Consider the following 26,143-nt stretch of genomic DNA (forward strand, 5'->3'; position numbering starts at 1 on the left):
GATTGATGAGTGAATATGGAAGTGTGCTTATTCCCGCCATACCCGAACCTCCACGAGATGAAAGAATTCACGCCGGTGAGACCACCGAATTGCGTGCTGTTTTCGCTGGTCGGAGTATTTAAGTCGTCATGATGCGTTTCCTGAAATCGACAGCCCATATTCTGCTCTGCACGATTCAATACCTGGCCTGGGTTTTGATTAAGTTGGTGTTGGGTATCGCCGCAATACTGGCTTTGATTGTAGTTGTTCTCTACGCAACGGCTGATTCAACGGATCCCGAAATGGTGCCTCGGCTGGATACTCTGGTCACTGCATTTAACGGATATGGAATTTCTTATTATCAGGACCAGGACTGGTGCGAGAGTGTACGTGTCGAGTCGGCGGAGTATGCCAACTCGACCGCCTCGACTTGTGGAGTCGGCGACGAGAAAACGCCGTTTGATGAATCAGGCACGGCGCTTTTTGCCAAAGCCAGGGAGGCGGCGAGAAAAGCAAAAATAGCCCCTATAAGGCTCAGCGTTGAGTCCGCGCAAGGCCGTGTGTCGTTCGCACAAATCCATCTTTCTTGCTTTCTTTGTTACGCATCTTATGTCTATTCACCGCTCGCGAAATACCAGCCTGACGAGGCAGAAAAAGCCATTGTCACTGAGATGGGCGGGGGTTGGTATTACGTGACGACAGGCATTTGATGCGCTCGATGAGCACATTTTTCGAATTTTTATATGTTTAGCTACTCAGGTCCCGAAAATGAAAAATATGAAACTGTCAGTTGGTGTGCGGAACTTTTTGCTATGGATTTTTATGCTGTTGTTTATAGTCGCTACCAACACTTTGATCTATCTTTCGTCGCTTCTGGATTTCGGTGATGGTTCGCAGCTTATATTTGTCTTCAGTATTTATCTTCTTGTCTACGTGGTGTTTCTGATTTTATTAGTGTGGGCGTGGCAGTTTTTGCACAGACTACTGGCGCTTAAACCACTGCCGGGGCAGAAGATCCTCGTCACTTATGAGGTGACTTTTGACGAGTACGAAAAGCTCAAAAATTACTTGGCAGAGATCAGAGCCTGAAAGCAGTACTTGAGTGAGCGAGTACGCTGTGTCAGCTAATAAACGCTGGTCGACGGCAAGGAGGAAAGTGGTTACGGATACTCAATCAGCTTTAATCGAACCGATCATAAAAGGAGCTTCCGTTCATGCCCGCGCCACGCAATCGACCCGTCCAGGCAGCGGCGAAATCCGTTCTCGCCCAACTCGTTGATCACATCACCCCAGGCTCTACAGAAGCCTCTATCGCGAAGTTCGCCGCCGACCGACTGGCGCACGCGGGGTACCCGCATACCTGGTACTACGATTGCCCGGCCTTCGTACTTTTGGGGTCGCGTAGCCTGCTTTCAGTGTCCGGCCGCGATTATCAGCCCAGTGAAGAAAAGGTCGGCTTATATAACCTGATAACCGTCGATCTCAGCCCGCGATCAGGCGATATCTGGGGTGATTGTGCTCGTTCGTTTTACGTTGAAGATGGAGTGTGTCGAACGGTGCCGGTGGGTGAGGAGTTCACTGGTGGATACGCGGTGCAACAGCGCTTGCATGCGCACATGCTGCAATTTGTTCGTCCTGAAACCACGTTTAACGACTTGTATGAGTGGGCTAATGAGGCTGTTCTCGATATCGGTTGCGAGAATCTGGACTTCCTTGGCAACGTCGGTCACAGCATCTGCGAGCGACGGGAGCAAAGGCTCTACATTGAATCGGGTAATCACCGGCAACTGGGTGAGGTGTCCTGTTTCACGTTCGAACCGCATGTCCGTTTGCACGGCGGTCAGTGGGGTTACAAGCATGAAAACATCTACTACTTCGACGAGGACGGTGCGCCCTGTGAACTGTAGGGCAGATACCTGAATCAGCTCTCGGACGAAACCACCGACTCCGAACTAGCCTCGGCTTCCAGTTTCGCGCGCTCGGCCTTGCTGATGTATTTAGGCTTTTTCGGGGCCAGTTTTGCGTTGGCCTTTTTGGCTTTTTCCTTGAACAACTGCTGCAGTTTTTTCTGACGATTCATGTTTTTTCACTCGATGTATTAGTGGCGGAGGGCAGTGGTTCAAGCCAATAGTCTAGGTGTTGAGGTAGGGCGTCACGGTGTCTTCGAGGATGCTCATCAACTCAGGATCCATGTAGCGATAGTCATCCGGAATATCCAGCGTGTGGATCGGCTTGTACTCAAGTAACCGGGCGTATTCGGCCTGCAAGCGATTCAAGTGTTTGCGTTCCATGACGAAGATGACATCGGCCCAGCGGATATCCGCCGGGCCGACCGGTTTGCGTGCATTGGGGCTGGTGGCGGCCGAGCGGGCGTCGAAGCCGGGGCAGCGGCGCCAGATGGCTTCCGCCGTGGGGCTGCGCCACTGGTTGCGGCTGCAGATGAACAGGAGATTGGTCACTCTTGATCCAACAATTGGCGCGTGGTGCGGATGGGATAGGGCATGCCGAGCTGGCGTGCCCTGACCAGCTTGTCAGAACGGGTGTATATCAACTTCCAGTTCTTTTCCGGCTTGAACTTCAGCGGATCGGCCGCTTTGCCATTGCCGCATTTACGGGCCTGTTTACGTCGCCAAGCGCGGGTTCTTTGCATGATTGTTTCCTCGTGAGTACCGGGTTCAGCAGCCGCGGTAATACGAGTTGCGGGTATGTTAAGCGTGAATCGGGGCCGTGACTAGTTGCTGAGTTCTTCGCGTTTGGCATGCGCAGCAAAAACACCGCCATTCCCTCACATCGAAATAAAGTCCCGAACAGCCTTGATTGTCGGCGCCGGCGCTTCCTCCATCAACCAATGCCCCGCACCCGGAATCACCACTTCAGTGACCTTGTCCGCGGCGTTGCGCATGACGATCGCTTCGTTGTTGCCGAAGGATTTCTCACCGCCCACGGCCAGCACTGGCATGGTCAGGCGCTTTTGCAGTACGGGTTCGTTGTCGGTCGCGTCCTGGCGAATGCTGCGGAACTGCGCGAACGCCGCGTGCATGGCGCCGGGGCGCGCATAAAGTTTGGCGTAATGCTGGCGGGTGTCTTCGTCGATTTTCGCCGGGGTGCCGGCGAATTCATTCCAGAAACGGTCGAGGTAGATGCGCTCGCGTCCGGCCACCAGACGCTCCATGTCAGCGCCGCCGAAGTCGAAGTGCCAGAGCATCGGCGAGCGCACGATGTCGTTCCACGGCGTGATCCCCGGGACCGGCGCGTCCATGACCACCAGACGCTCGGTCCGCTCTGGATAGCGGGCGGCATAGGCGAAGGCGACCATGGTGCCGATGTCGTGGCCGATGACCACCGAGTGCTCGATTTTCAGGGCGCTCAAGACCGCGCGAATGTCACCGGCCTGAGTCTTCTTGTTGTAGCCAGTTTCAGGGATCGACGACAAACCCATGCCACGCAGGTCGGGCACCACCACCGTATGATCACGCGCCAGATCCGCTGCCAGCGGTGCCCACATGTCGCCGGTATCGCCGAAGCCATGCAACAGCACCACGGCCGGGCCTTTGCCACCGACGCGCACGTGCATTGTCGCGCCGTCGACGGGGATCTCTTGAACCCGGAACACCGCAGGAAATGGAGTGATGTCAGCATGGGCCGCAAAGCTCAGGGCGAGCAGGCTCAGGGCGGTCAACAGAGAGCGAGTCATGTCGGTGTCTCCAATCAGACGAGCGCAGGAAGTAAGCGCGCTCGATCAGCGTAGTCGAATTGGAGAGCTAGCCTTGATGATTGCCCGGGCAGTCTGACGGTGTGGTGCCGATCTGGATCATGCCGACGTACACGGTGCTTGAAGGGCCATAACCCCAGATTAGTGGTCCGCCATAAGCCACCAGATCATAGATTTCGCTCTCGCCGAGCAACTGGCCATTGCGATTGTCGTACAAACGAAAAAACGCCGGGCTCTCCCAACTGACGAACCACGTCCGATCCTGCAGATCGTCCGGGTGGAACTGAGGATGAAAGGAATTGAACAACAGCCAATGGGGTCTGAACTGCTGGACACGCACGCAGCCGTCGGGGCTGATATCCGCGGCCCCGTCCGGCTTGGCGAGCGCTCTTTCCCACCAGTCTGAGGCCGTCCATAGCCCGGCGTAGAACAGCAATAAACCGAAGACGATCAGGGCGAGTCGTTTTTGCCTGCTCATGCCAGACGCATACCCATTTCGACTGCGCGATGCTCGAAGCCGAACTCCGCATACATACGCGCCGCGCGTTCATTGAACGGCCACACCGTCAGGCGCAAGTCCTGAGCGTCATGCTCGATGCCCCAATCCTTGACCCTTTGCATCAGCGCCCGACCAATGCCTTTGCCGGAAAAACGCTCCGCCACGCACACCGAGCCGATGCGCACGACATTCTGCGGTTGCATCAGCGGCCCGGCGCTTGCCGAAAGATTGGCGGTAATGAAGGCCGCCGGCTGATCACCGACGTGGGCAATGAAAGCGACCTGATTCGGCTTCTCGAACACCCCCGACCAGTGCGGCAGGTCGCGGGAAAAGTCTTCGGTGGGCGCGGCGTAGATATCGGGACGGGCGGCGTGGTGCACAGCGTTTAGCAACTGACCCAACTCGCAAAAGGTCAGTGCGTCTTCGGCGGTGGCGAGCCGGTAAGTGATGGTGTCATCCATGATGGATATTTTCCTTGAGAGTGTTGAGTGGCCGCAGTGAGAACTGGGCAATGGCGTGCCTTCAGATTGAGCTGACCTGCCGCTCACCCAGACGCTCCACCAGCCTGATGAGGTAACCATCGGGGTCCTGAACAATAAACTCGCGCTGGCCGACCTCGACGTTGTCCGCCCGGTACCACGTATCTTTGCATGCCCGGAAAAGTGCAAAGCCTGCCTGCTCCAGTCTGTGGATGACAGGGGCGACCGCTTCAACGTCAATTTGCAGATTGATGCCCCGGCCAAAGGGTTTGCTCAGCGCTGCGGTCAGCCATTGACCGGCGTGCGGATCAACTTGCTCAAGCATGACTTGAGCGCCGTTCAGGTCCAGATAGGCGAAGCCGTCTTCGGGGCGTTGGTAAGCGATGCTGAAACCCAGACAAGCGACCCAGAAAGCCAGGCTTTCCTCCAGGTGAGTCACCATGAGCTCTGGCACCAGCCTGTTGCGATGAAACATGAGATGACGTCCTTTTCGAGTCGTGCAGTCCATTGGCAGCCTCTTTAAATCGAACATCACAGAGGGTGACAGTTCAGGAGGCCCATTCGCCACACTTTACTCGAGATGAGTATCAGGCAGGGCGCAGATTCCGCTCGCGGCTGGGGGCTGGGTTGCTTTTCTGGCGGAATCTGTACATTGAATTCTCCCCTGTGCAGCCAATAATCGGGCACTCACTCCGCTGGGAGTCGAGTGCCATGTGGAAGCATTCGGCAGTGCCTTCGAGAAGGTCTCTCAGCCACGGACAAACCTTTCAGGACGACGCACATGAGCAGCCATACCCGCACCAAACGACTGACCGTTCCACAACTGGTGGCGATGAAAGGCCAGCAGAAAATCGTCTCGCTGACGGCGTATTCCAGTGCCATCGCCAGGCTGATCGACCCGATTGTCGATTTCATTCTGATTGGCGACTCGACGGCAATGGTCGGCTATGGCCGGCCCTCGACACTGAGCATGCAGTTGGAAGAAATCATCGGCCACACCCGGGCGGTGGTCGATAGCACGCAACTGGCCTGCGTCGTCGCCGATATGCCGTTTGGCAGCTATCAGGAATCCCATGAACAGGCCTTTCGCAATTGCGCCCAGGTGCTGGCGCGTACCGGGTGTGACGCGGTCAAGCTGGAGGTGAACACGGCGCTGGCGCCTACCGTCGAGTTTCTTGTGGCGCGCGGTATACCGGTCATGGCGCACGTCGGGCTGATGCCGCAGTTCGTCAATGTCATGGGCGGCTTCAAGGCCCAGGGGCTGACTGCTGAAACCGGCGCGGTGATTGCCGAGGATGCCCGGGCGAGTCTTCAGGCGGGCGCGTTCAGCCTGGTGCTTGAGGGCGTGGCCGAAGGCGTGGCGCGGCAGATCACTGCAGATTCGAAAATGCCCACCATCGGCATTGGCGCTTCGCCGGCGTGCGACGGTCAGGTGCTGGTCACCGAAGACGTGTTGGGGCTGGGCGGTGCGCACGTACCGCGCTTCGTCAAACAGTACGCCGATGTGGGCGCGGTGATTCGTGAGGCCTGCGAGCGCTTTGCCGATGAGGTGCGTCAGGGGCAATTCCCTGAAGCGCGGCATTGCTATGGACTCTGAACGGGGCTAACGGGCTTCGTCGAACGCCTGAGCCAGTTGCTTCAAGGCCTGAGCTATATCCTTGTGCCATTCCAGGGTGTAGCTCAGACGCAGGTGATGTTTCCAGGCGCCTTGCTGACTGAACACTTCCCCGGGGACGATGACGATGCGTTGCGTCAGCAAGCGCTCAAAGACTCGTCGCATGTCCACCGGGTGTGTGGCTTTGAGCCAGAAACTGGCGCCGCCCTGCGGGACCACTACCTGCCATCGACCTTTGCCATGCTCCTCCAGCAACGCTTTCATGCGCTGCATGCGCTCCTGCAACAGCGCGCGAAGCGTGATCAAGTGCTGGTCGATGCGTCTGGAGTGGAACAGGCGGGCGATTGCTTTCTGCCGGGTCGGCGAAAGGCGAAAGCCTCGCTCGATAAACAGCCGATGAAATTGCAGCGGCTGCTGGCGACAGAGCACGTAACCGTAAGGGGCTTCCGCGCCAATGATCTTGTCGAAGGTCGAAAACACCAACAGTTTCTCCGGGTCGGCAAAATCGCGGTAGCGAGCAGGTTCCGGTTCGAAGCAGAGTTCACCGTAGGTATCGTTTTCGAACAGCCAGATATCCCGCTCTGCCAACCAGCGGCAGATTTGCTGTTTGTCCTGCGCCGGCATCAGGTTGCCTTGGGGCACGTTCACCGTCGACGACAGCACCGCCAGGCGGATGGGCTCATCGTTGAGCAGCGCATTGAGCGCTGGCAGGTCAAAGCGTCCTTCCTCGTTCAGGGGCATTTCGATCACGCGAATCTGCGCCGCTTGCAACTGGCGCAGAATCGCCCAAGAGCACGGCGATTCCACCACCGCCAGCGTGCCTTGCAGGTTCAGCGCCTGCAGCGACAGCGCCATCACACTCTGCAGATCGGCGCCGATGTAGACATGTTCGGCCTGCCAGTAATTCTCCGTGGAACGGGTATAGCGCTCGGCCAACGTGGCGCGCAGCTCCGATTCACCCAACGGCTGATAGTGCGGCGCCGGATCGCCCGGGTATTGCCGGGTCAGTTCGCGCTCCATCATCAACAATGGATTCTGCAGTGACGCCAGCATCGCCGGCGCGTCGCTGCACAGTGCGAGCATGCCCGGTTGCCGTGCGTTGAAGAACGCGCTGTCCAGCAGGTTGGTCGAGCGGTCATTCGGTAGCGGGGCGGGCGTCGATCGGGTGAAATAACCGAGCTTGGGTCGGGCGTAGATTCGCCCTTCGTCTTCAAGCAGCGCGTAGGCGTATTTGGTGGTCGACACCGACACGCTCAGGCGCTGGGCGAGTTGGCGCAGGGAAGGGAGCTTCTGTTCCCCCTTGACGCTCGTGGTCTCGATCAAACCGACCAGGTAACGGTAAACCGCTTGATAGGCGAAAGTGACGTCTTTACGGCTATCCATACTCACTCGCTGCCATTTTTATCGTGCGCTGAGGTCAGTGCGCGGTCCACAAGGTAAGCCGGCTGTGAGTCATGCAGTGTCTGCGCGGTGTCGAGTGCCTGTTTGATTAACCGCCGTTCTTCGCCCGTCAGTGTTTTTCTGCCGAAATCCTGAAACACACCACCCGGATCGATGTGCAACGAGAAGAGCCCGATGATCTGCTCGTCGATCTCCTCGAAAATCAATTCCATAAAAGCCTCGTTCGCTGTCGCGGTCAGATAGGTCATTCCTTCAACGACCGCGCTGCCGGACCACGAGATTCGCTCCCACGCCCATGCATTGCCGAGTAGATCCCATGGGTTTGAGTGCGCCGGGAGTGCTTGCAGCACCGACAGAAAACGTTCGCAGGAAAGCACATCAAGCTCATATTCGCGTTTGCCAGAGTGGGCGCGGCGCGAGGCTTCTGTTGTTGAGGCGGGGGCTTGAACTGCGCCGACCACGTTGGCCTTCAAGAGGTAGCTTTGGGTAATTTCCGAAGGCTGTTCACTCCAGTCGTTCAAGTCGGAAACAGGCGGGCACCAGACTAGATGGATGGTTTCGCCGTCGGCTGGAAGGTCGTTGTTATCAAAGAACGCGAAGGTTCTTGCGCCAACGCTTGGCAATATTTCATCGAGGCGAAGCGTGGCGGCGCCGTAGTCGATGCCTCGGTTTTGAGACCAGAACATCGGCCAGTAGATTTTCATCGGTAAACACTCCGAACAGGCAGTTCTGGTTTCACTTCAGATGTGTGAGGCTTCAGCGGTTTGAGCTTGAGTCGACAGACCGGCCAGAAATGCCGAAATCTGCTGCGAGCCTCGCAGGTGAACGACCGGAATTTGCGCGCCGATGGCCAAGCGATTAGCGTCAATGCTCGGGCGATTGACCCGATCAAAGTGCCAGACGAACTTCAGAAAACCCAGAAATGCTTTATCCAGCCGCTCAGTGCAACCGGCCGGCAGGTCTGCGCGTGGCCGGTTCAACACGCTGCGCAGAATGACCCGGCCCAAACAGGTCAGGCGCGGCGTATCGAGCCAGATAATCAGATCCGCACGGGGCAGCCGCAGATCGAAAGTACGTCGCGAATAATTGCCCTCGCAGACCCAAGCGTCACCGGCGATGGCGTGTCGTACCCGCTCGCGGAACATCTGGTTATCCGGCTCGATCCAGCCGGGCTCCCAGAACAGCGGATCGAGATGCACCACGGGCAGACCCAGACGTCGGCCAATGTTCCGGGCGAGGGTCGATTTTCCACTGCCCGAGTTGCCCAGAATAACGATGCGCTGCATGTGCAAATCCTTTGCGAAAAAAGCCGCCAAGTCTAAATCAAGTGCGGCCTGAATTTACAGGAATCGCGCGGGACGACACGGGGCGAGGGCGGCCGATGATTGGCCGTCGATTATTTCCTCGCTGGCGAGTCGGCCGACGATTGCGGCCAGTGTGACGCCGGGGTGGATCGAGCACACGTAGGCGCCAGTGACATTAGGCAGGAAGCCGACGATGGGCAGGCTATCGGCAGTGACGGGTTTGAGGCCGATGCAGGCGGACTCTGGCTCGATGGACGTGATCCCGTGAAGTTCGTTCTGAATGGCGTTGGCGGTTCGCAGTGCGATCGCTTGCGGAGAATTTTGCGGCGTGTCGTCGAGGTAATCCTCCGCAGCCAGCAAGGTGTCATCCGCACCTTGCCGAACTTCCATTTGTGGGTTGGAAATGATGCCGCGCACGACATCGGCCTGGGTCTTGTAGCGAATGAGGATGACCGGGGCGGCCGCAATGGGCAGCGCGGCGTTGAGCAGGGCGGTCAGATGGGGAATACCGGTGCCTGCTGCGATGACGACGATGTCGCTGGCGATAATGCCTGTGGTGGTTTCAACGCCGGTTACCTGAGTGCCGCTGAGGGTGAACCCGAGCACTCGGGTCTGTGTGAGTACCCGGGCGCCAAAGGACTGGGCGCCGGCGATCAAGGCATGGGTCGCGGGCGCCGGTTCGAGTGCGCCTTCTTCGGCGGCGAAACGGGCTTGCTGCGGGGGATGCTTGAGGTTCGGCTCACGGGCGAGAATCTCGGCGCGTGGCAGCAGGGTTGCAGACGCTTGCGCGATGTCATCAATGCTCGCGCCGTAGGACAGCGCGCCGGTCCAGCGTATTTTCAGCGCGGGCAGTTCGGTTTCGAGTCGGCGGTATTCGTTGATCGCCGCACCGCGCAGTTGCGCGATAGGATCGGGCCCGGCGTAAGTGGCGTTGATCCAGCCGAATGAGCGTCCCGTGGCGCCGCACGCGATGTCTTCGGCCTCGATCAGCGTGACGTCGGCACCTTTGCCCGCCAGGTGATACGCCAGTGACGCGCCGACGATGCCTGCACCAATGACCACGATGCGCTTGCCTGCTCCCTGTTCCATATCCACCTCCCTGTTGTTTACCGGGTGACGGTACTACAGCTCGGCGCGGGCTGGTTCGCGAATGTAGCTTGGCATTCAGAATTGATTGCGGCTGACCTGCCGCCTTCGGGAGCAAGCCCCCTCCCATGGGAGATCTTCAGTGGTCGTTAAATCAGACGCGAAAAAGCCCGGCATTTCTGCCGGGCTCGGGGTGGCTGCGGGTGCTTACGCGGCCATGTTGCCGGCTGCTATGTCCTTTTTGTAACTGGCTTTCATCGCTTCCATTTCGGCGCCGAGTTCATCGAGTCTGGCTTTGCCGAGGAGTTTTTTCGCCTGAGGAAACATTTCTGTTTCTTCCTCTTCGATATGGTGCTCCAACAGCTCCTTGACCACTTTCACTCTACCTGCGAACTCGGGCGTGCCGGGGTCGGTCATTTTCAGATCCGGCAGGACCAGCGAGTCCACGGTGCGGTGCTCTTCCTTGGCTTCGTAGTACATGATGTCCTGCTCTTTACTGCCGGCCTCCTTGAATGCCGGGTAGAGGATTTCTTCTTCGAGGCGGGTGTGGATCGAGATTTCCATTTCCAGCTTGGCCAACAGTTCCGTGCGTTTTTTCAGCGCCCGGTCGGTGGATTCGCTGAGTTGCGACAAGATGCCTTTCACTTTTTCATGGTCGGCTTTGAGAAGGTCGATGGCGTTCATGGGGGTTGCCTCTGCTTTCACGGATTGAACACAGGCCGTTGTGCCACGGTGCTGTGGAGTCCCTGAAGCTGTCGCATTTGCTGTGCCAACTCGCGCCGAAACCGCCAACCGCGCTGGCGCAAGGGTTTGCGCGAGGCCGGGGCAAAAGGCCTTCGTGCAGCCTGCATGAACAGCCCCCGGCCGGCATTGCAGATCACCGCTTGGGATGAATTTGCGCGGCCGCGCTGATGTCCAACGCGCAACAGGCGATACGAGGACGACGTGATGCGCAACAACCCGCAAACCGGACGCCGCCATGGATACCGTTGAATCCGCGCTGATGGCGGCGCGCAGCCAGTTCGCGATCACCATCAGTTTTCATATCGTGCTGGCGGCGTTGAGCATCGGCCTGGCGAATTTCCTGATGGTCCTCGAAGCGCTTTGGCTGAAGAGCGGGCGCAAGATCTATCTGGATATCTATCGCTACTGGCTCAAGGTATTTGCCCTCAATGTGGCGGTGGGCGTCGCTTCAGGGCTGATTCTGGAATATCAGTTCGGGCTGAACTGGTCGCGGCTGGCGGTGCAGGCGGGGGATGTGCTCGGGCCCTTGATGTTTTACGAAGTGCTCGCAGCGTTTTTTCTTGAGGCCGGTTTCCTCGGGATCATGCTGTTCGGCATGAAAAAGGTCGGCCCGCGTTTGCATTTTTTTGCCACGTGTTCGGTGGCAGCGGGCTCGTTGATCAGCGCGTTCTGGATCCTTTCAGCCAATTCGTGGATGCAAACGCCCGTGGGCTATGCGCTTGCCGCCGACGGCCGCTTCGTCGCCGAAGACTGGTGGGCGATCATCTTCAATCCGTCGTTTCCCTATCGTCTGCTGCACATGACCCTGGCCGCGCTGCTCGGCACCGCCACCCTGGTGGCTGGCGCCAGTGCGTGGCAACTGTTGAAGGCGTCGGGCAATCCGCGGGCGCGCCTGCAATTTTCCATGGCGCTGTGGACGATTGTCGTGCTGATGCCGGTGCAGATTGTGGTCGGCGATCTGCACGGGCAAAACACTTTGCAGGTCCAGCCGCAAAAAGTTGCGGCCATCGAAGGTTCCTGGACTCGCCCGGGCGAGGGGGCGGGCGAGCCCTTGCGTGTGTTTGCCTGGCCGGACATGAGCGAGCGCCGCAATCACTGGGAGGTGGCGATCCCGCGCATCGGCTCTCTATATCTGACGCACGACTTGAGCGGCAGCATCGCCGCGCTGGACGAGTTCCCGCCGCAGGACATTCCGCCGGTGGCGCCGGTGTTTTTCGCCTTTCGCCTGATGGTCGGGCTGGGCCTGTTGATGCTGGGGCAGGGCGTGGTCAGTCTGCTGATGCGTCGGCGGCAACGACTCTACGTCGCACGCTGGTGGTTGTGGAGTAGCGTGCTGCTGGCGCCGGCAGGTTTTGTGGCGATGCTCAGCGGCTGGGTCGTCACCGAGGTTGGCCGACAGCCGTTCACCGTCTTCGGTCTGTTACGCACGTCGGACAGTCTGTCGCCGGTTTCCCGCGCGCAGGTGCTGACATCGACCTGGCTGATCTTGCTGTTTTATCTGCTGATCTTCGGCATTGGGCTGTGGGTGCTGTTGCGCGTTTTGCGCGAACCACCTCACAAAGATGAACCCGGACCGCAGCCGACCCTGGCCGATGAAACGGGGCACTCCCGATGATCGACACCGACTGGATCACGCTGCTGTGTGCCGCCGCCCTGGCCTTTTCGGTGATGAATTATGTGCTGCTAGATGGCACCGACCTCGGTGTGGGCATGCTGATGGGGCTGACCCGATCCGGCCATGATCGTCGCGCCATGGCTGTGACGATTCTGCCGATCTGGGACGCCAACGAAACGTGGCTGGTGCTGGGTGGCGGCGGGCTGCTGGCGCTGTTTCCGTTGGCGTATGCGGTGCTGCTGCCGGCGTTGTATTTGCCTTTTATTCTGATGTTCCTGGCGTTGATTCTGCGCGCGGTGGCCCTTGAGTTTCGCGACTACGCGCCGAGCGAAAAGACCAAGCGCATGGTCGATGGCGTGTTGCTGGTCGGTTCGCTGGCCACCGGTGCCATTCAGGGGGTAGTACTGGGGACGTTGGTGCAGGGTGTGCCGCACGCGAATGGTCAGTACAGCGGCAATGGCGCTGAATGGCTGACGCCGTTTCCGTTGTTTTGTGGTCTGGTGCTGGTGTCGGGCTACGCGTGGCTGGGGGCGAGTTGGCTGTACTGGCGCACCGTGGATGACCTGCAAAAACGCTGCGCACGCCAGGCGAAAGTGCTGGCGCTGGTCACCGTGGGATTGTTGCTGGTGCTGGTGCTCTGGACGGCGCTGCTGCAGGGGCAGTATTGGCAACGACTGACCGACGCTCGTGTGTGGCTGCCGTCGACAGCGCTGCTGATCGCATTGCTCGCATTCTTCTTGCTGGGGTTTCGCAGCCGCTTCAACGCCTTGCCGTTGTTCGCGGCGTTGGCTGTGTTCATCCTCGCATTTGCCTTGATGCTGACGGCGTTGTTTCCCTTGATCGTGCCGCCGGATCTGACCTTGCAAGCCGCCACGTCCAGCCCGAAAAGTCAGGTGTTCATGCTGATCGGTTTCGCCGTGCTGATTCCGCTGACGCTGGTCTACAACACCTATGGCTTCAAAGTCTTCAGCGGCAAGGTGCGGATTGGCGAATGACGCCACTGATCCGAATAGGCCCAAACGTTATGAACTCGCATCGGCCTTTGTCCTTCCGAAATTGAAGCAGCCATCCTTTCATTCGAACGTACGAGGACACCCCCATGCGAGCAATGACTTACCACGGCGCCCATGATGTCAGAGTCGAAACCGTGCCGGACCCGATCATCGAAGCCCCGGACGATATCATTCTGCGGGTCACGGCCACGGCCATTTGCGGCTCGGACCTGCATCTGTACCGCGGCAAGATTCCCACGGTCGAGCATGGCGATATCTTCGGCCATGAGTTCATGGGCATCGTCGAGGAAACGGGGTCGGCGGTGACGGCGGTACAGCGTGGCGATCGGGTGGTGATTCCGTTCGTGATCGCCTGTGGTGATTGCTTCTTCTGCCAACTGCAACAGTACGCTGCTTGCGAAACGACCAACTCGGGCCCGGGCGGGGCGCTGAACAAAAAGGTCATCCCGCCGCCGGCTGCACTGTTCGGTTATAGCCGTTTGTATGGCGGCATTCCCGGTGGCCAGGCAGAGCTGGTGAGGGTGCCAAAGGCCAATACCGGGCCGTTCAAAGTGCCGGGGACGTTGTCGGACGAGAAAGTGTTGTTCCTCTCCGACATCCTGCCGACCGCGTGGCAAGCCGTGACCAACACCGGTATCGGCCAGGGTTCAAGCATCGCGATCTACGGCGCGGGGCCAGTCGGCTTGCTTAGCGCTGCCTGCGCGCGAATGCTCGGTGCCGAACGCATCTTCATGGTCGATCACCACGCCTATCGGCTGGAGTATGCGCAGCGCACCTACGGCGTGATCCCGATCAACTTCGATGACGACGATGATCCGGCCGACACCATCATTCGCCAGACGCCCGGCAGTCGTGGTGTCGATGCGGTGATCGACGCAGTGGGCTTCGAAGCCAAGGGCAGTACCACGGAAACCATCATGGCCACGCTGAAAATCGAGGGCGGCAGCGGCAAGGCGTTGCGCCAATGCATTGCGGCGGTGCGCCGGGGCGGGGTGGTGAGTGTGCCCGGCGTGTATTCCGGACCGATCCACGGTTTCCTGTTTGGCGATGCATTCGATAAAGGCCTGACGTTCAAGATGGGCCAGACCCACGTGCAGCGCTTCCTGCCCGAACTGCTCGGCCATATCGAGACCGGGCGCTTGCAGCCAGAGGCGATCATCACCCACCGGATGTCTCTGGAACAGGCCGCCGAGGGCTACAAGATCTTCGACAAGAAAGAGCAAAACTGCCGCAAGGTGATCCTCACGCCGGGCGGCAGTGATGTGCCGTTGGCGGAGACGATTGAGACACCTGCTTTAGTGCCAGCAACTTGATCGGTTGATAGAGCAGAAAGTGGAGTGCCCCATGCACTCCACTTTCAGTCGTTCAGTCTGCGGTCTAGTCGACATTGATCTCGTCGTTTTCCCCGAGGGAGCTGTAATGCGCACGCAGTTTGCGCAGTTCCCGGGTACCCATTTTGTCCAGGCACAGCGTTGCATTCTGTGCGTCGGTGGTGGCCCGGATCAGCTCATCGATCTTCAGGTGCAAGATATCGTTGTCGCGGTTTTGTGTGTTCTGGATCAGGAACACCATCAGGAACGTGATGATCGTGGTCGACGTGTTGATGATCAGTTGCCAGGTGTCGTTGTAGTGAAAGTACGGGCCAGTCAGTGCCCAGATGATGATCAGGACGATCGCGGCGACAAAGGTTTTCGAGCTGCCGGCCCAATTGGACAGGGCTTGACAGAAAGACGCAAATTTCATGAATGGACGAGCTCTTGAGGAAGGTAGGGCATAGACCCCGGCAAACCTTTGAAATTCTTTTTTACAATTGCGGAGTGCTCAATGAGTAAAACGATCACCGCGCAGGACCTGCATATCCACTTCGGCCACGGCGATGAGACGCCGCTGTTCAAATGGTTGATCGCCAGTTTTCTGATGGGCAAACGCATCCAGGCCGACATTGCGGCACAGGCCTATCGAGTGATCGTGGAAAAACGGCAGCGTGATACGCCGCGCAAGTTGGCCAATTGCAGCTATCGGGAACTGGTGGCGATGCTCGGCGAGGCACATTACGTGCGTTACGACGAAACCACAGCAAAGCGGCTTTTGGCGTTGGCTCACAAGCTCAATGATGAATACGCGGGGAAGGTCGGCAATATCGTTGCCGCAAGTGCCGATCGCCAGGCGTTCGAGCAACGCCTGGCGGAATTTGACGGGATCGGCCCGAAGACCGTCGAGATTTTCATGCGTGAAGCCGGCGCGCTGCTGTTCCCTTAACGACCCGGATGCGACGCCGTATTCTGGCTGATGTGTTTAGGCCCGGCGATTGCCCAGGCGATCAGTCCGAACAGCGGCACAAACACGATCAGCACAATCCATACCCCCTTGTTACTCGATTTGCCCTCGCTTTTACGCACCCGATTGATGGCCCACAGTTCAATAAGCAGAAGAACTGCCGCCAGTACGATCCACATGGTTTCGATTTGCATTGGCTACCTCCTGATGGTGTTTGTTAGGTGGCGTGTGGTGCGGCGGGTTCATTTAATTTTCGTTGAGTGCCTTGAGTTGCCGGGCCAGATGCAGGGCGACCGCACCGCTGTTGACCGTCGGCTGTAAATGGGTGAAGGGAATGTCGATCATGCGGTTCTTGCGCACGGCACGCAGGCGCGATAACACCGGGTCGTTGAGCGTTTGATGTCATGGCATTGGCTTGCCGGCGCCGGGCCCGATATCCTTCACGCTCCGTGTGCGGATGTGCGCAATCGGGAAAAACAGCAGCCGGTCAGTAGGGAAGTGGAAATGTCGTTCAGGGTGATGGTCGTCGGTGGCTACGGTAATTTCGGCAGCATTGTTTGCCGGCATCTGGCGGTCATGCCGGGTGTGGAGCTGGTGCTCTCCGGGCGCAATCCGGACAAGTTGCAAGGCAAGCTCGATGAGCTGAACAGCCAGTCGGGGGCTGTCGCCGAAGGTTGGTGCGGCGATGCCATGGGCCTCGAGTTCAGCGCCGCGCTGCGTTTGCTCAATATCCACCTGGTGGTCCATACCGGTGGCCCGTTTCAAGGGCAATCCTATGCGGTTGCCGAGAGTTGCATCGCCGCCTCGGTGAATTACTGCGACCTGGCTGACTGCCGAACCTTCGTCAATGGCGTGGGCCTGCTCGATGAGCGGGCGAAAGCCGCAGGTGTGGCGATCCTCAGTGGCTGCAGTTCGGTGCCAACGCTGTCTTCGGCGATCATTGATCAGCAACGTCATCGCTTCTCCCGTATCGGCGTCATCGAGCACGGCATTTCCTCCTCGGCGAAGATGCCGGGGCTGTCGACCATCGAAGGCGTGCTGGCCTACGCCGGCAAACCGATCCGGCAACTGAAGAATGGCCAGGTGCAGGAAGTGTCGGGCTGGCTGGACCTGACCTTGCGCAAGATGCCGCAACTGGGCACCCGGTTGCTGGCCAACGTCGACGTGCCGGACATGGATATCTTTGCCGGTCGTTATGGCGCACACACCCTCAGTTTCAAGGCTGGCGCCGGACTGAAGCTCGGCGGTATTGCCAATGGTCTGCTGGCGCAGGCATTGAAAGTCGGGCTGGTGCGCGACCATGCCGTCTGGGCGGCACGCCTGCATCGACTGGGCACCCGGTTCGAACGCTTCGGCGATGGCAAGAGTGCGATGTACATCGATGTTCAGGGCGTGGGCGTTGACGGCAAACCGCTGTCGATGACCGCGCAACTCACCGCCCTGAATGACAGGGGGCCGGAAATCCCAAGCTGCGCCGCTGTGGCGCTGGCGGCAAAAATGGCTCAGGGCTACGTGCCGTCACCCGGTGCCCGGCCATGTGTAGGGGAAATCAGCGTCGACGAATACCTTGCGGCGATCAACGATCCGGCCAACCTGAGCCTGTCCGTGCAATTTTCTGACGGGCAGCGCTGAACAGACACTATCTGGCTGCTGACCTCGCTGGTCAGCTGTCGGAGTCAGCGGCAGACGGCGCCGCCATTTTCAGAAAGCGCTATTCGTGGTCAGGATTGGGCAACAGACAGGTATCGTATTTGCCGAACAGTCGATAACGATTCAGCGCAACGCGGTCATAGCCCCAGTCGCGCAGCACGCGTGGAAAGATGCGCAGCAGTCGCAAAGGCTGCCAGCGGCCGGGCAACTGCTTGATGACTTCGAAAAAGGCATCCGAGCGTTCCCAGTAATGCCGGTCACGAATCACCGCCATGGTGTCGAACTGATCCAGCGGCAACCCCGCCCACGCGAGCAGCGCCTGTCCCTCGGGCGACTGCACCGCCGCCAGGCGCACACGCCGCTGATGATCATGCCGAATCAGGAACCGCGCCCAGCCATTGCACAGTTTGCACACACCGTCGAACAGCACCACCGTTTCGCCGGGCTTGAGCAATGGCGCGGGGGTAGGGCGGGGTTGCGCGGTTGGCATGGTGGAAGTCCATTGGGTTGGGGTGAATGGATCATAACCGTGGGGATGATTGGCGTCTGCTTCCAGGAATACCCGGCTTATCTGCGGACAATGCAGAGCGTTTATGTGTCGATACGACTGGGTGTTTTGGAGGCTACCGGGTAGTGGCTTCTGAAGGCATTTCTGCTGGTCCTGGCACACAAGCGCCGCCGTTTATTGAACAGCGGCGTTTGTTTTGAGTCATTGCCTGAGCGGGTACCCGGCACCGAGTTTGACCAGGAGTAACGCCATCACTTTTACGGTGAAACTGCGGCTACTGTTTCGCGGAAAGCACCGCCATTGATACTTTCAAAGAAAGAGGCTACCCAGCGTTGTGATGCCGGCTCCCACTCGAGCAAGTTGTATGAAACAGGTGAGCCCTCAGCCCCTAGCGAACTGCCACAGCCGATCGCCGTCAAACGAGCGCTGTGTGAGTCGCGCTTAACCTCGCGCTCAACGTACCGCGCTTTATGTTTGTGGCCATGGAGAATGGTTTTTACATTCCAGTCCATGCACCAATGGTGCAGATCCTCAGCGTTAGTCAGCACAAGGAATGCTTCATCTCCGAAACCAAACGCCTTGAGTGCTTTCTGAACCAGAGTCTCGGCCTGCACTTCAAACGAAAACGGATGGTGATGAACCAAAGCAATGGGCAGATATTCTTTCAATTCCGGCCGCGAGGCTGTCAACGTGCGGTACTCGCCTCCCAACTGTCGAAATTGGGATTTGGTAATTCGACCCCGTGCGAAGGATCCTTTTTCTGAGGAGTTAAAGCAGATGAATATCATCTTGCATTGATCATCAACGACGATTTTCTGTGACCCGATCATCGCCACATGTTTGTAGTTTTCGCCGAAAACACCAATCATTCGTTGATCATGGTTTCCGGGGATTACGATGGGTTCGCGGCCCCCGGAAAGCCTCGTGATGTTTTGTTTGAAGTTTCCAAATAGCGTTGCATAGTTTTTATTTGGCGTATCAAACAAGTCACCAGTGATAACCACTCGGTCCACACGTTGGACGATTTCACTTAGCTCGGAATCAAGGATCGCCTGATTCTCTATCGCTTCTTCCGTACCAAAATGGAGGTCACTCAAGTGAAGTATGCGACGGTAGTTCCGCCCTCGCGGTGTAGACCATTCTCGAAGAGTATTATCAAAGTCTGAGGGCGTCCCAGGTCGCCGTGATCTTGCTCCGTACCGTGCGTCCCTTAGTGCATGAAGGATTTCGTCTAGATCTTCCAGTTTTACAAATGCGCTCGCGCCTGATTGTGTCCAAAACAAGAATCCCGGCCAGTCGGGTGCCGCGTGGAGCGCTTTGGAAAAGGCAGGCAGAGGATCAAGCACCTCGAAATTGCGCTCGGATATGTTGCTCTCTGGAATGAGCACGAGTAGTTGTCCACGCATCTGCTCACTTGCCAGTTCCCGCGCTGCAATCTTAAGCGCGGGGCCTGAGCCTACCGCCAACGCATAAAGCGGGAAGGAAGAGAATTCTTCTCTAAGGCCCTCTAGCACCCGCCCCAACGTCGACGGAGGAACGATGGTTTGTTCACGAACCGACGCGGGACTTTCGTGCAATCTCCTTGCTGCCTCACGTGCGACATTCGCGATGTCATCTAGCCAGAATGCGTTACCGCGCTCCGAGATCAAGTAGCGATTGACCTGGTACGAGAGGGCTTCAAGAAACTCGTTGAGGTGCTGCCTGACCACTCGGGGCGGCGAGTCCGCGCGTGACGTGATGTACGTCATGATATTCGCGTGTTCGAGTTTGAAAATCGCTCCCATTGCTTTCTCCTTGGCGTCGTTCGGGTGCCGCTGTGCTTGGGTTATGGTGGCTTGAGTCAAGTTAAGGTAAGGCGCTTTTCCCTGCGTCAGATCGCTATTGCAGGGGCGTTATGGCGATCCCCTATTACTGGACAAAGGAAAAATAAATAATTGAAAAAACACTGATTACGCCGCCTGATATCGGCGTCGAAACGATTTCTTGTACGAGATGATCGTTTTTGTCTGCGATCACTGAAGTACTGCCTTGTGGTTTCAGGACGCCTGGCTATCTGGGGGCGACAGCAGTATCGAATTACGCTCGGCCGATTGCGCGTGCCGTGGTTTTTTTACTCATGCATAAGTTCCTTTTGTGCTGAGTCTCGTATCGGAATCGCGATATAGAGCGAGGGTGAAAAGAGGTGTGCTCTAACCACACCCGCTAGTTGAAGCAGCGTGATCATAGACTGCTTTTGGCCGTAAGTCGCCAGTAGCCAATAGAGCTAATCGCCCCGTTAGGTGGAGTCCATTAGCTGGAATTCAGCCACGCCGGCTGCTCCACCCGTTTCCGGTCGACAGATCAACACTGATATTGCGGTTTTGCGGAATCATTGACTGCATCAATAACAACCATTAACGCAATCAGGTTCTCATATCAGCACCTCGGCGTAAGATCGGCTCCATTCCCAACCACTGCACATCGGAGCACATCAACATGAAACGCCAAACACTCCTCGGCATTGCCTTCTCACTCTTCGCCCTGAACGCGGTTGCCGCAGCCACCCAGACTGATCCACTGTTCAGCGACGCGGTTGCCGCAGCCACCCAGACTGATCCGCTGTTCAGCGACGCGGTCGCCGCCGCAACTCAAACCGATCTGCTGTTCAGTGATGCCGTCGCTGCCGATGGTTCGGATCGCCTCAAAGGTAATCTGGTTGCCGAAGGTGGTGCAGACCGTCTGCTCGAACGCCGTGCCGCGTGAATGCAGGGTTTGACCGCAGTACTCGACAAGAGCCCGGCCTCATCAGCCGGGCTTTTTTTTGCCTCGAACATCTGGAAACAACCTGTTGATTGCCAATCTGTAAATCGCCTGTTTGCATGCCCGTCCACATAAGCATGAAGGTCAAGGAGACGGTCAGTGAAAACCATGGTGGTTGGCGCAAGCAAAGGGTTGGGCAAAGCCTTTATCGATGGACTGGGTGAGCAGGGCGATACGTTGATTGGTGTTTCGCGTAGCCGTCCCGAAACGCTGCCCTCCAGGCCCGGGATCGAGGTGCGGTGGATAGAGGCCGATCTGGCTGAACCCATGAAAGCTGTGTCGGTGATTGAGCGAGCGGTTGCCGAAGGCGGGCTGGATACGCTGATCTACAACCTGGGCATCTGGGAGGACTTGGCTTTCGACCCCGCGTACGACTTCCTGGCTGATCACGACGATCAGGTGCAGGCGATCGTCAACTGCAACATTACGTCGACCATTGTGTTGATAAAACGCTTGCTGCCGGTGCTGCTGAAAAGCGCAAACCCAAGAATCATTCTGACCGGCTCGACTTCTGGCTTGGCGCAAAGTGGACGACCCGAAGTCACTTTCGGCGCTTCCAAGTTCGCACTACGGGGCATTGCCGATGCATTACGCGAAGGCTACAGGCAGCAACGCCTGGGCGTGACCTGTCTGAACCTCGGCTACCTGAATACCGACGATCCCCTCAGCACGCCCAGAGTGCTTGCCGAACAGCGCGGCGAGGGCAAGGTCATTCCCGTTCACGACGTCGTGCAGGTGGTGCGGATGATCTTGAGTCTGTCCTCGGCAAGCTTCGTCAAGGACCTGACCTTGCCGGCGATATTTGATGAGCGCTTCTGAGACCAGGGTTTAGCCGCGCGGTTATGTTGGCCGGCGTCTCACCGATTGTCGGCAGCGACCTAATCAAGGACTTGAACGAGTGATCGACGCTGGCGCTTCGACCCGCGCCGAAATCCACTCACGGCTGTAAGCCAGCACGCTTTCAGCGATGGTTGTCGGAAAGTGGATGAAGCCGTGTGGGGAGGAGGGCAACAGGTACACCTCGACGGGTGCTGAATTCATCCAGCGCTCGGCGATATCGAGGGTGTCGTCACGCAACGGATCCAGCTCACCGGCAAACATCAGGGCCGGCGGAAAGCCGCTGAAATCGCCGTACAGCGGGGACAGCGGCGGTTGCCGGCGCTGCTCGTCATTCAAGTCCGGCGTGAGCTTGCGCAGCGCTTCAACCATGCCAGGTCCGTCCAGCAGCAGGGTTTCTGGCGGTGCTTCGCGCACGCTCGGCGTTCCGGTCATGTCGTAGACGCCGTAATAGAGCAGTGCGCCGTTCACCCGTTGCAGCAACCCGGGCGAGTTTTTCAGCGCCAATAGCGTCGCCGCCGCCAGATGAGCGCCGGCCGATTCACCGACGACGATCACCGGCAGACCGGCAAATTCGTTCTGGCTGAGCAGCCAGCGGGCGGCTGCCACGCAGTCATCCATCACCCCTTCGATGGGCGTCGATACCGCCAGACGGTAGTCCACCGAGACGACCGTCACGTTGCACGTATTGACGATGGCGATGTTGAAGTTGTCATTCATCTGCGCATTGCCGATCACCCAGCCGCCGCCGTGGAAATCCAGCACCACGCCTTTGGCTCGACCCTTTGGCCGAATGATCCGCACGGCCGCGCCAAGATGATCAATCCTCTTTCGCTCAGCCAGGAGGCCATGCTTGCGCAACTTGCCTTCGCCGCCAACCTGACTGACACGTAGCAACGCCTGAATCAGGCGTGGCACGACGCGATTGCGGATTTTAAAGCGCGGCAACCACGCGAGTTTCTTGTTGAACTCGCGCACTTGCGCCAACTCGCGCTCGCCTTGGGGCCATGGTGCTTTACGGGGGGAGTGGGGCATCAGCGATTCTTGACCAGAATGGAAAAATTCAAGGCTGCGGCAACACACAGCCACGCCAGATACGGGAACAAAATCAGGCCAGTGATCAAATCAAGCTGCACAGCCATCACCACCATTGCCGCGACCACCAGCCAGAGCAGCGTCAGGATCACCATCCCGGCAACAATGTGATGCGCGCCAAAGAACACCGGCGTCCACAAGGTATTCAGCGCAATCTGCGCGGCCCATAAAGCCAGCACCGTCTGGCTCCCGGGGATCAGGCTTAAGCGATAGCCGGCCCAGGCCAGCAACAGATAAATCACCGTCCAGGCCACCGGAAACGCCCAGTTCGGTGGGGTAAAGCCGGGTTTGGCCAGCGATTCGTACCACTGGCCCGGTTTGAAAATGATGCCCGTGCTCGCGGCAGCCGCGCAGGCCAGAAGGAAAATGAAAAAGGTCATTGCCAGTCCTTAGCTGTGGTCAGCTTAACGGGGGTGTAAACAAAGGACGCCCCGTGGCGCGAAAAGTTTGCATTGAACAATGACATTTATTGAAGCATCTGCTGTTCGTGATGAGGTTGAACCAAGAGCTGACTGGTCAGTCAGGATAGTCAGTACCTCTTCTTTCCAACGCGGATGAAACCATGCACACCTATCTTCTGAAATACCAGTTCAACGGCGAGCCTCGTGAACATTCACTCGAACTCAAACAGCCACGACTCGCCGATCACGAGGCCGCGATGCATCTTCTGGAATTGCATTATGGCGATGCGGAAAACAGTCTGCTCATGCCCACGGCAGATTCCACGCCGCCAGAGATCCTTGCGCAAGCCGAGAATCGAGGCATCACGCAGATTCGGGTCGAAGGCTAACACCTGTCCCTGAGGGAGTGGGTTTGCTCGCGAAGGGGGCGTATCAGCCAGGACTAATTCACGCTGAAACGCCACCTTCGCAAGCAAAGTCAGGGTAAGACAGTGGACTCCGGCTCATCCCCTATGCAGTCGGGCGCATTCGGGCCGATGTCGATCATGGCGGCGGAGACCCGGGGCAACTCTCTGAAACCCCAGCTCAAAGGCCCGCCATCAGCCACCAGATCGTAAATTTCACTTTCACCCAGCAGTTGCCCGTTGCGCTGATCGTACAGACGAAAAAACGCCGGTATCTCCCACCGGGGAAACCAGGCAAGCGGCACCGTTTCGTCCGGATGGGGGCGGGGGTGAAAAATGCCGGGCAGTACCCAGAAGGGTTTGAAATCCTGAACTCGGTAGCAACCGTTGGGACTGATGCGCGCTGCGCCCGAAGGCGTTGCCAGGGCTTTTTCCCACCATTGGGAAGCGGCCCACAACGCGACCCATGAACCAACGCAGAAGAAAAGCGCCGCAAGGATTTGTCGGGAAGGTTTGGTCATGTTCGCGGACCTTTCACGGACCTGCCGTTCAGACACGCCGATGTGCCACGTGTGGCAGCCTGCGCATTTTCAATCCGGTGCATGGAGACATCCTGTCGCAAAAGGTCGGCAATTGTGCCGGTTCTGGAAATCCAGTCAAACAGCTGTTCCCCGTCACCCAAGTCCCCCATGTGGGAAATCTATAAAAAGGTATCGATATGGCCGAAACACGCGTGCCATGGACCAATCGCGCAGCCATTTCGATCCAGAGTCAATCTGTCATATTCGGTATCACTTCATTGCAGATAGTAGCCAGCCCAATGCTTATTCCATGAGGCTGCACTGTGTTCCAACGTCTTCTGTGTTCGCTGTCCGTTCTGAGTCTGTCCATCGCCGCTGCCCATGCCGCCGGGCCTGTTGCTCTCGATACGCCGCGCCTGACAAGCATCGACAACTTCCGTGATATCGCCGGCCTCACCACGGCCTACTCCACGGCCCATGACGGCACGATGCGCAGTGGCGTGTTCTACCGTTCGAATGCGCTGACGCCGTCGACGGCGGATCTGGCGACGCTCAACAGCCTTGGCATCAAAGCCGTTTACGACCTGCGCACCCCCAGCGAAATCGCCGCTACACCGGACACGATGCTCAGCGGCGCGACCTACGAAAACATCGACATCATCGGCAGCACCACCTCCGGCTCGAACATCACCAACATCTCATTCAACAGCGCCGCCGACGCGATCGCGATGATGGAGCAGACCAACCGCGCGTTCGTCAGCGACGCGGGGATGCGCGGTCAGTTCGCCAAACTGTTCAATGAACTGGCCAGTGTCGACGCTGCTCAACTGTTCCACTGCACTGCCGGCAAAGACCGCACGGGCTGGACAGCGGCGGTATTGCAGAGCATCGCCGGGCTCGATAACGCGACGATCATGGCCAACTACTTGGCGACCAACGATTACACTGCCGCCCGCGTCGCCGCGACCCTCAAAGCCATGCCGCCAAGCATGGCCGCCATTTACGCGCCGCTGCTCGGTGTGGAGGCCAGCTACTTGCAGGCCGGTCTCGATGAAGTCAGCGCGCAATACGGCAGCATGGACAACTACCTCAAGCAAGGTCTGGGGCTGTCGCAGGAAACGATCTATGTGCTGCGCGGCAAACTGGTCGAGTACAACAGTCTGCCGGGGCAGGCGGGACTGGTCGGCAATGCGGCCGCAGGTGCCGAGTTGTTGCGCCAGTTGCAGAACACCAACCTGTCCGGCACCTACAGTGCCTACAACTATTATCTGCAGTCGGCCATCGACGCCGGCACTCTGGGCGGTGTCGAGTCCACGGTCGGTGGCCAGGTTCACGCCGATGCGGCCAGCTACATGCTGCGTCAGAACGCGCTGATCGAACAGGCTGCCGCGCCGTTCGCGAGCGGCACGGATCTGCGAGTCGGCCAATATCGTTTGTGGACGACCGCGCTCGCCGGATATTTGGGCACCGACGGTTCCGCACACGCTGACAGCAGCAACGAACACAGCCAGGGCCTGATGGTCGGCATCACTCAGCGTTTCAGCGAACAACTCAGCGCCCGTGGTGGCTTCGGTTATAGCAAAGGCTCGGTGGGAGGGGCGGGTGGCGAAGCGGATACTGATTTCACCTTCTTCAACATTGGCGCCCGTTATGGCTTCGCCAGTCTGGAGCGCGGCTTCTATATAGATGCCAACGCCAGTGCCGGTTACACCGACTACGACAGCAAACGTGACCTCGGCGGTGGTCTCGGTTCAGCCAAGGGCAGCACTCACGGCAATCTGACGGGGGCGACTTTGGCATTGGGCTATCGCGTGCCGGTGCGCGGCATGACGCTGGAGCCGAGTCTCGGGGTGCGCGTCAGCCATCTCGATCTTGCCGGCTTCAAGGAGAAGGGCAGCGAGCTTTCTCTGGATGTCGATGACAACACGCAAACCCGTCGCAGCGCTGTGGCTAATCTCGACGTGTCCTTCGCCCCGATTGCCTTAGGCAATTGGCAACTGGTGCCGGGTGCGCGCGTGGGTTACGAACATGTACTCGGCGAGCATCAGGTCGATAGCGAAGGTCACTTGTTGGGACTGGATATCGAACAACGCGCTGCATTCGACAATCGCGATCAGTTCAGCGGTGGCGTCAATCTCATGGCCAGCCTTGGCCCGGTCAGCGTGGGGGCAGAAGTGGGGGCCAGCGGTGGTGGCGACAGTCAC

General features: G+C 58.3%; 32 protein-coding genes and 1 pseudogene (1 of these 33 cut by a window edge). 13 read left to right on the forward strand and 20 right to left on the reverse strand.

Annotated features, from left to right (window positions below):
• The first annotated feature begins 128 nt into the window (after nt 1-128).
• The 3 genes from KI231_RS12875 (at nt 129) to KI231_RS12885 (ending at nt 1,886) form a co-directional block, all read left to right on the forward strand.
• A complete protein-coding gene (locus tag KI231_RS12875) occupies nt 129-689 on the forward strand; it encodes a hypothetical protein (RefSeq protein WP_213028477.1) in 561 nt (186 codons plus the stop codon).
• A gap of 58 nt (nt 690-747) precedes the next feature.
• Nucleotides 748-1,068: a hypothetical protein gene (locus tag KI231_RS12880; protein ID WP_213028478.1), complete on the forward strand. Its 321-nt coding sequence runs from the start codon at nt 748-750 to the stop codon at nt 1,066-1,068.
• Between the two features lie 125 nt (nt 1,069-1,193).
• Nucleotides 1,194-1,886: a M24 family metallopeptidase gene (locus tag KI231_RS12885; protein ID WP_213028479.1), complete on the forward strand. Its 693-nt coding sequence runs from the start codon at nt 1,194-1,196 to the stop codon at nt 1,884-1,886.
• Nucleotides 1,887-1,900: 14 nt separating this feature from the next.
• Here the strand turns inward: KI231_RS12885 and KI231_RS12890 are convergent, their stop codons facing one another.
• From KI231_RS12890 to KI231_RS12920, 7 genes are all read right to left on the reverse strand, one after another.
• Entirely contained in the window at nt 1,901-2,059 is a 159-nt protein-coding gene (locus tag KI231_RS12890; RefSeq protein ID WP_103307122.1) for a DUF2986 domain-containing protein, read from the reverse strand.
• A 52-nt stretch (nt 2,060-2,111) separates the two neighbouring features.
• Entirely contained in the window at nt 2,112-2,438 is a 327-nt protein-coding gene (locus tag KI231_RS12895) for a low molecular weight protein tyrosine phosphatase family protein (RefSeq protein ID WP_213028480.1), read from the reverse strand.
• A complete protein-coding gene (locus KI231_RS12900; RefSeq protein WP_103307124.1) occupies nt 2,435-2,629 on the reverse strand; it encodes a hypothetical protein in 195 nt (64 codons plus the stop codon). Before KI231_RS12900 ends, KI231_RS12895 begins: the two co-directional genes overlap by 4 nt.
• A gap of 135 nt (nt 2,630-2,764) precedes the next feature.
• Nucleotides 2,765-3,673, reverse strand: a complete 909-nt coding sequence (locus KI231_RS12905) for an alpha/beta fold hydrolase (RefSeq protein WP_213028481.1) — start codon at nt 3,671-3,673, stop codon at nt 2,765-2,767.
• 67 nt (nt 3,674-3,740) lie between these two features.
• The gene (locus tag KI231_RS12910) at nt 3,741-4,169 is read right to left on the reverse strand and encodes a hypothetical protein (protein WP_213028482.1); all 429 of its coding nucleotides are present in this window, start codon (nt 4,167-4,169) and stop codon (nt 3,741-3,743) included.
• The gene (locus KI231_RS12915; protein ID WP_213028483.1) at nt 4,166-4,651 is read right to left on the reverse strand and encodes a GNAT family N-acetyltransferase; all 486 of its coding nucleotides are present in this window, start codon (nt 4,649-4,651) and stop codon (nt 4,166-4,168) included. Before KI231_RS12915 ends, KI231_RS12910 begins: the two co-directional genes overlap by 4 nt.
• A gap of 61 nt (nt 4,652-4,712) precedes the next feature.
• Nucleotides 4,713-5,144 carry a bleomycin resistance protein gene (locus KI231_RS12920; protein ID WP_103307130.1) on the reverse strand — a complete coding sequence of 144 codons (432 nt, stop codon included), beginning with the start codon at nt 5,142-5,144 and terminating at the stop codon, nt 4,713-4,715.
• 306 nt (nt 5,145-5,450) lie between these two features.
• Between KI231_RS12920 and panB the strand changes: the two genes are divergently transcribed.
• The gene (gene panB / locus KI231_RS12925; protein WP_213028484.1) at nt 5,451-6,266 is read left to right on the forward strand and encodes a 3-methyl-2-oxobutanoate hydroxymethyltransferase; all 816 of its coding nucleotides are present in this window, start codon (nt 5,451-5,453) and stop codon (nt 6,264-6,266) included.
• 6 nt (nt 6,267-6,272) lie between these two features.
• On the opposite strand, the gene KI231_RS12930 is transcribed toward panB, so the two are convergent.
• From KI231_RS12930 to KI231_RS12950, 5 genes are all read right to left on the reverse strand, one after another.
• Nucleotides 6,273-7,667 carry an aminotransferase-like domain-containing protein gene (locus tag KI231_RS12930; protein WP_213028485.1) on the reverse strand — a complete coding sequence of 465 codons (1,395 nt, stop codon included), beginning with the start codon at nt 7,665-7,667 and terminating at the stop codon, nt 6,273-6,275.
• 2 nt (nt 7,668-7,669) lie between these two features.
• A complete protein-coding gene (locus KI231_RS12935; protein ID WP_213028486.1) occupies nt 7,670-8,389 on the reverse strand; it encodes a hypothetical protein in 720 nt (239 codons plus the stop codon).
• Between the two features lie 36 nt (nt 8,390-8,425).
• Entirely contained in the window at nt 8,426-8,971 is a 546-nt protein-coding gene (locus tag KI231_RS12940; RefSeq protein ID WP_213028487.1) for a P-loop NTPase family protein, read from the reverse strand.
• A 54-nt stretch (nt 8,972-9,025) separates the two neighbouring features.
• Entirely contained in the window at nt 9,026-10,078 is a 1,053-nt protein-coding gene (locus KI231_RS12945) for an NAD(P)/FAD-dependent oxidoreductase (protein WP_213028488.1), read from the reverse strand.
• 204 nt (nt 10,079-10,282) lie between these two features.
• Entirely contained in the window at nt 10,283-10,759 is a 477-nt protein-coding gene (locus KI231_RS12950) for a PA2171 family ribosome-binding persister protein (RefSeq protein ID WP_213028779.1), read from the reverse strand.
• A gap of 295 nt (nt 10,760-11,054) precedes the next feature.
• Here KI231_RS12950 and KI231_RS12955 point away from each other — a divergent pair, with 295 nt between their 5' ends.
• The 3 genes from KI231_RS12955 (at nt 11,055) to KI231_RS12965 (ending at nt 14,760) form a co-directional block, all read left to right on the forward strand.
• Nucleotides 11,055-12,434, forward strand: coding sequence for a cytochrome ubiquinol oxidase subunit I (locus tag KI231_RS12955; protein WP_213028489.1), 1,380 nt, complete (start codon nt 11,055-11,057; stop codon nt 12,432-12,434).
• Entirely contained in the window at nt 12,431-13,429 is a 999-nt protein-coding gene (gene cydB, locus KI231_RS12960; protein ID WP_213028490.1) for a cytochrome d ubiquinol oxidase subunit II, read from the forward strand. The genes KI231_RS12955 and cydB overlap by 4 nt, the downstream gene beginning before the upstream one ends.
• A 104-nt stretch (nt 13,430-13,533) precedes the next feature.
• Nucleotides 13,534-14,760: a zinc-dependent alcohol dehydrogenase gene (locus KI231_RS12965; RefSeq protein WP_213028491.1), complete on the forward strand. Its 1,227-nt coding sequence runs from the start codon at nt 13,534-13,536 to the stop codon at nt 14,758-14,760.
• Nucleotides 14,761-14,824: 64 nt separating this feature from the next.
• Here the strand turns inward: KI231_RS12965 and KI231_RS12970 are convergent, their stop codons facing one another.
• Nucleotides 14,825-15,190 carry a low affinity iron permease family protein gene (locus KI231_RS12970; protein ID WP_213028492.1) on the reverse strand — a complete coding sequence of 122 codons (366 nt, stop codon included), beginning with the start codon at nt 15,188-15,190 and terminating at the stop codon, nt 14,825-14,827.
• Nucleotides 15,191-15,271: 81 nt separating this feature from the next.
• Between KI231_RS12970 and KI231_RS12975 the strand changes: the two genes are divergently transcribed.
• On the forward strand, nt 15,272-15,706 hold the full coding sequence (locus KI231_RS12975; protein ID WP_213028493.1) for an HhH-GDP family DNA glycosylase: 435 nt from the start codon (nt 15,272-15,274) through the stop codon (nt 15,704-15,706).
• Here the strand turns inward: KI231_RS12975 and KI231_RS12980 are convergent.
• Nucleotides 15,703-15,918 (reverse strand): PLD nuclease N-terminal domain-containing protein, encoded by a 216-nt coding sequence (locus tag KI231_RS12980; RefSeq protein ID WP_213028494.1) that lies wholly within the window; start codon nt 15,916-15,918, stop codon nt 15,703-15,705. The genes KI231_RS12975 and KI231_RS12980 overlap by 4 nt on opposite strands.
• 52 nt (nt 15,919-15,970) lie before the next feature.
• Nucleotides 15,971-16,114 (reverse strand): annotated as a pseudogene (locus tag KI231_RS12985) (ABC transporter substrate-binding protein); the annotation flags it as partial.
• A 114-nt stretch (nt 16,115-16,228) separates the two neighbouring features.
• Here KI231_RS12985 and KI231_RS12990 point away from each other — a divergent pair.
• Nucleotides 16,229-17,356: a saccharopine dehydrogenase family protein gene (locus tag KI231_RS12990; RefSeq protein WP_213028495.1), complete on the forward strand. Its 1,128-nt coding sequence runs from the start codon at nt 16,229-16,231 to the stop codon at nt 17,354-17,356.
• Nucleotides 17,357-17,435: 79 nt separating this feature from the next.
• Here the strand turns inward: KI231_RS12990 and KI231_RS12995 are convergent, their stop codons facing one another.
• Together KI231_RS12995 and KI231_RS13000 are read right to left on the reverse strand one after the other, a co-directional pair.
• Nucleotides 17,436-17,864, reverse strand: a complete 429-nt coding sequence (locus KI231_RS12995; protein WP_213028496.1) for a thiol-disulfide oxidoreductase DCC family protein — start codon at nt 17,862-17,864, stop codon at nt 17,436-17,438.
• A gap of 275 nt (nt 17,865-18,139) precedes the next feature.
• Nucleotides 18,140-19,666 (reverse strand): metallophosphoesterase family protein, encoded by a 1,527-nt coding sequence (locus tag KI231_RS13000; RefSeq protein WP_213028497.1) that lies wholly within the window; start codon nt 19,664-19,666, stop codon nt 18,140-18,142.
• Nucleotides 19,667-20,357: 691 nt separating this feature from the next.
• On the opposite strand from KI231_RS13000, the gene KI231_RS13005 reads away from it, so the two are divergent.
• Entirely contained in the window at nt 20,358-20,624 is a 267-nt protein-coding gene (locus KI231_RS13005; protein ID WP_213028498.1) for a hypothetical protein, read from the forward strand.
• Nucleotides 20,625-20,780: 156 nt separating this feature from the next.
• Nucleotides 20,781-21,500: an SDR family NAD(P)-dependent oxidoreductase gene (locus KI231_RS13010; protein WP_213028499.1), complete on the forward strand. Its 720-nt coding sequence runs from the start codon at nt 20,781-20,783 to the stop codon at nt 21,498-21,500.
• Nucleotides 21,501-21,563: 63 nt separating this feature from the next.
• Here the strand turns inward: KI231_RS13010 and KI231_RS13015 are convergent, their stop codons facing one another.
• Both KI231_RS13015 and tspO read right to left on the reverse strand, forming a co-directional pair.
• Nucleotides 21,564-22,553 (reverse strand): alpha/beta hydrolase fold domain-containing protein, encoded by a 990-nt coding sequence (locus KI231_RS13015; RefSeq protein ID WP_213028500.1) that lies wholly within the window; start codon nt 22,551-22,553, stop codon nt 21,564-21,566.
• Entirely contained in the window at nt 22,553-22,993 is a 441-nt protein-coding gene (gene tspO / locus KI231_RS13020; protein WP_213028501.1) for a tryptophan-rich sensory protein TspO, read from the reverse strand. The genes KI231_RS13015 and tspO overlap by 1 nt, the downstream gene beginning before the upstream one ends.
• A gap of 182 nt (nt 22,994-23,175) precedes the next feature.
• Here tspO and KI231_RS13025 point away from each other — a divergent pair, with 182 nt between their 5' ends.
• Nucleotides 23,176-23,403 carry a hypothetical protein gene (locus tag KI231_RS13025; RefSeq protein WP_103307369.1) on the forward strand — a complete coding sequence of 76 codons (228 nt, stop codon included), beginning with the start codon at nt 23,176-23,178 and terminating at the stop codon, nt 23,401-23,403.
• An 89-nt stretch (nt 23,404-23,492) separates the two neighbouring features.
• Here KI231_RS13025 and KI231_RS13030 read toward each other — a convergent pair whose 3' ends face one another.
• The gene (locus KI231_RS13030) at nt 23,493-23,939 is read right to left on the reverse strand and encodes a hypothetical protein (protein WP_213028502.1); all 447 of its coding nucleotides are present in this window, start codon (nt 23,937-23,939) and stop codon (nt 23,493-23,495) included.
• Nucleotides 23,940-24,262: 323 nt separating this feature from the next.
• On the opposite strand from KI231_RS13030, the gene KI231_RS13035 reads away from it, so the two are divergent.
• Nucleotides 24,263-26,143, forward strand: partial view of a tyrosine-protein phosphatase gene (locus tag KI231_RS13035; protein WP_213028503.1) — the 5' portion only. Its footprint extends 39 nt past the window's final position; 1,881 of the gene's 1,920 nt are visible here — the first part of the coding sequence; its start codon is at nt 24,263-24,265; the stop codon falls past the right edge of the window.

The organism is Pseudomonas sp. Seg1, assembly GCF_018326005.1.
GTDB lineage: Bacteria > Pseudomonadota > Gammaproteobacteria > Pseudomonadales > Pseudomonadaceae > Aquipseudomonas.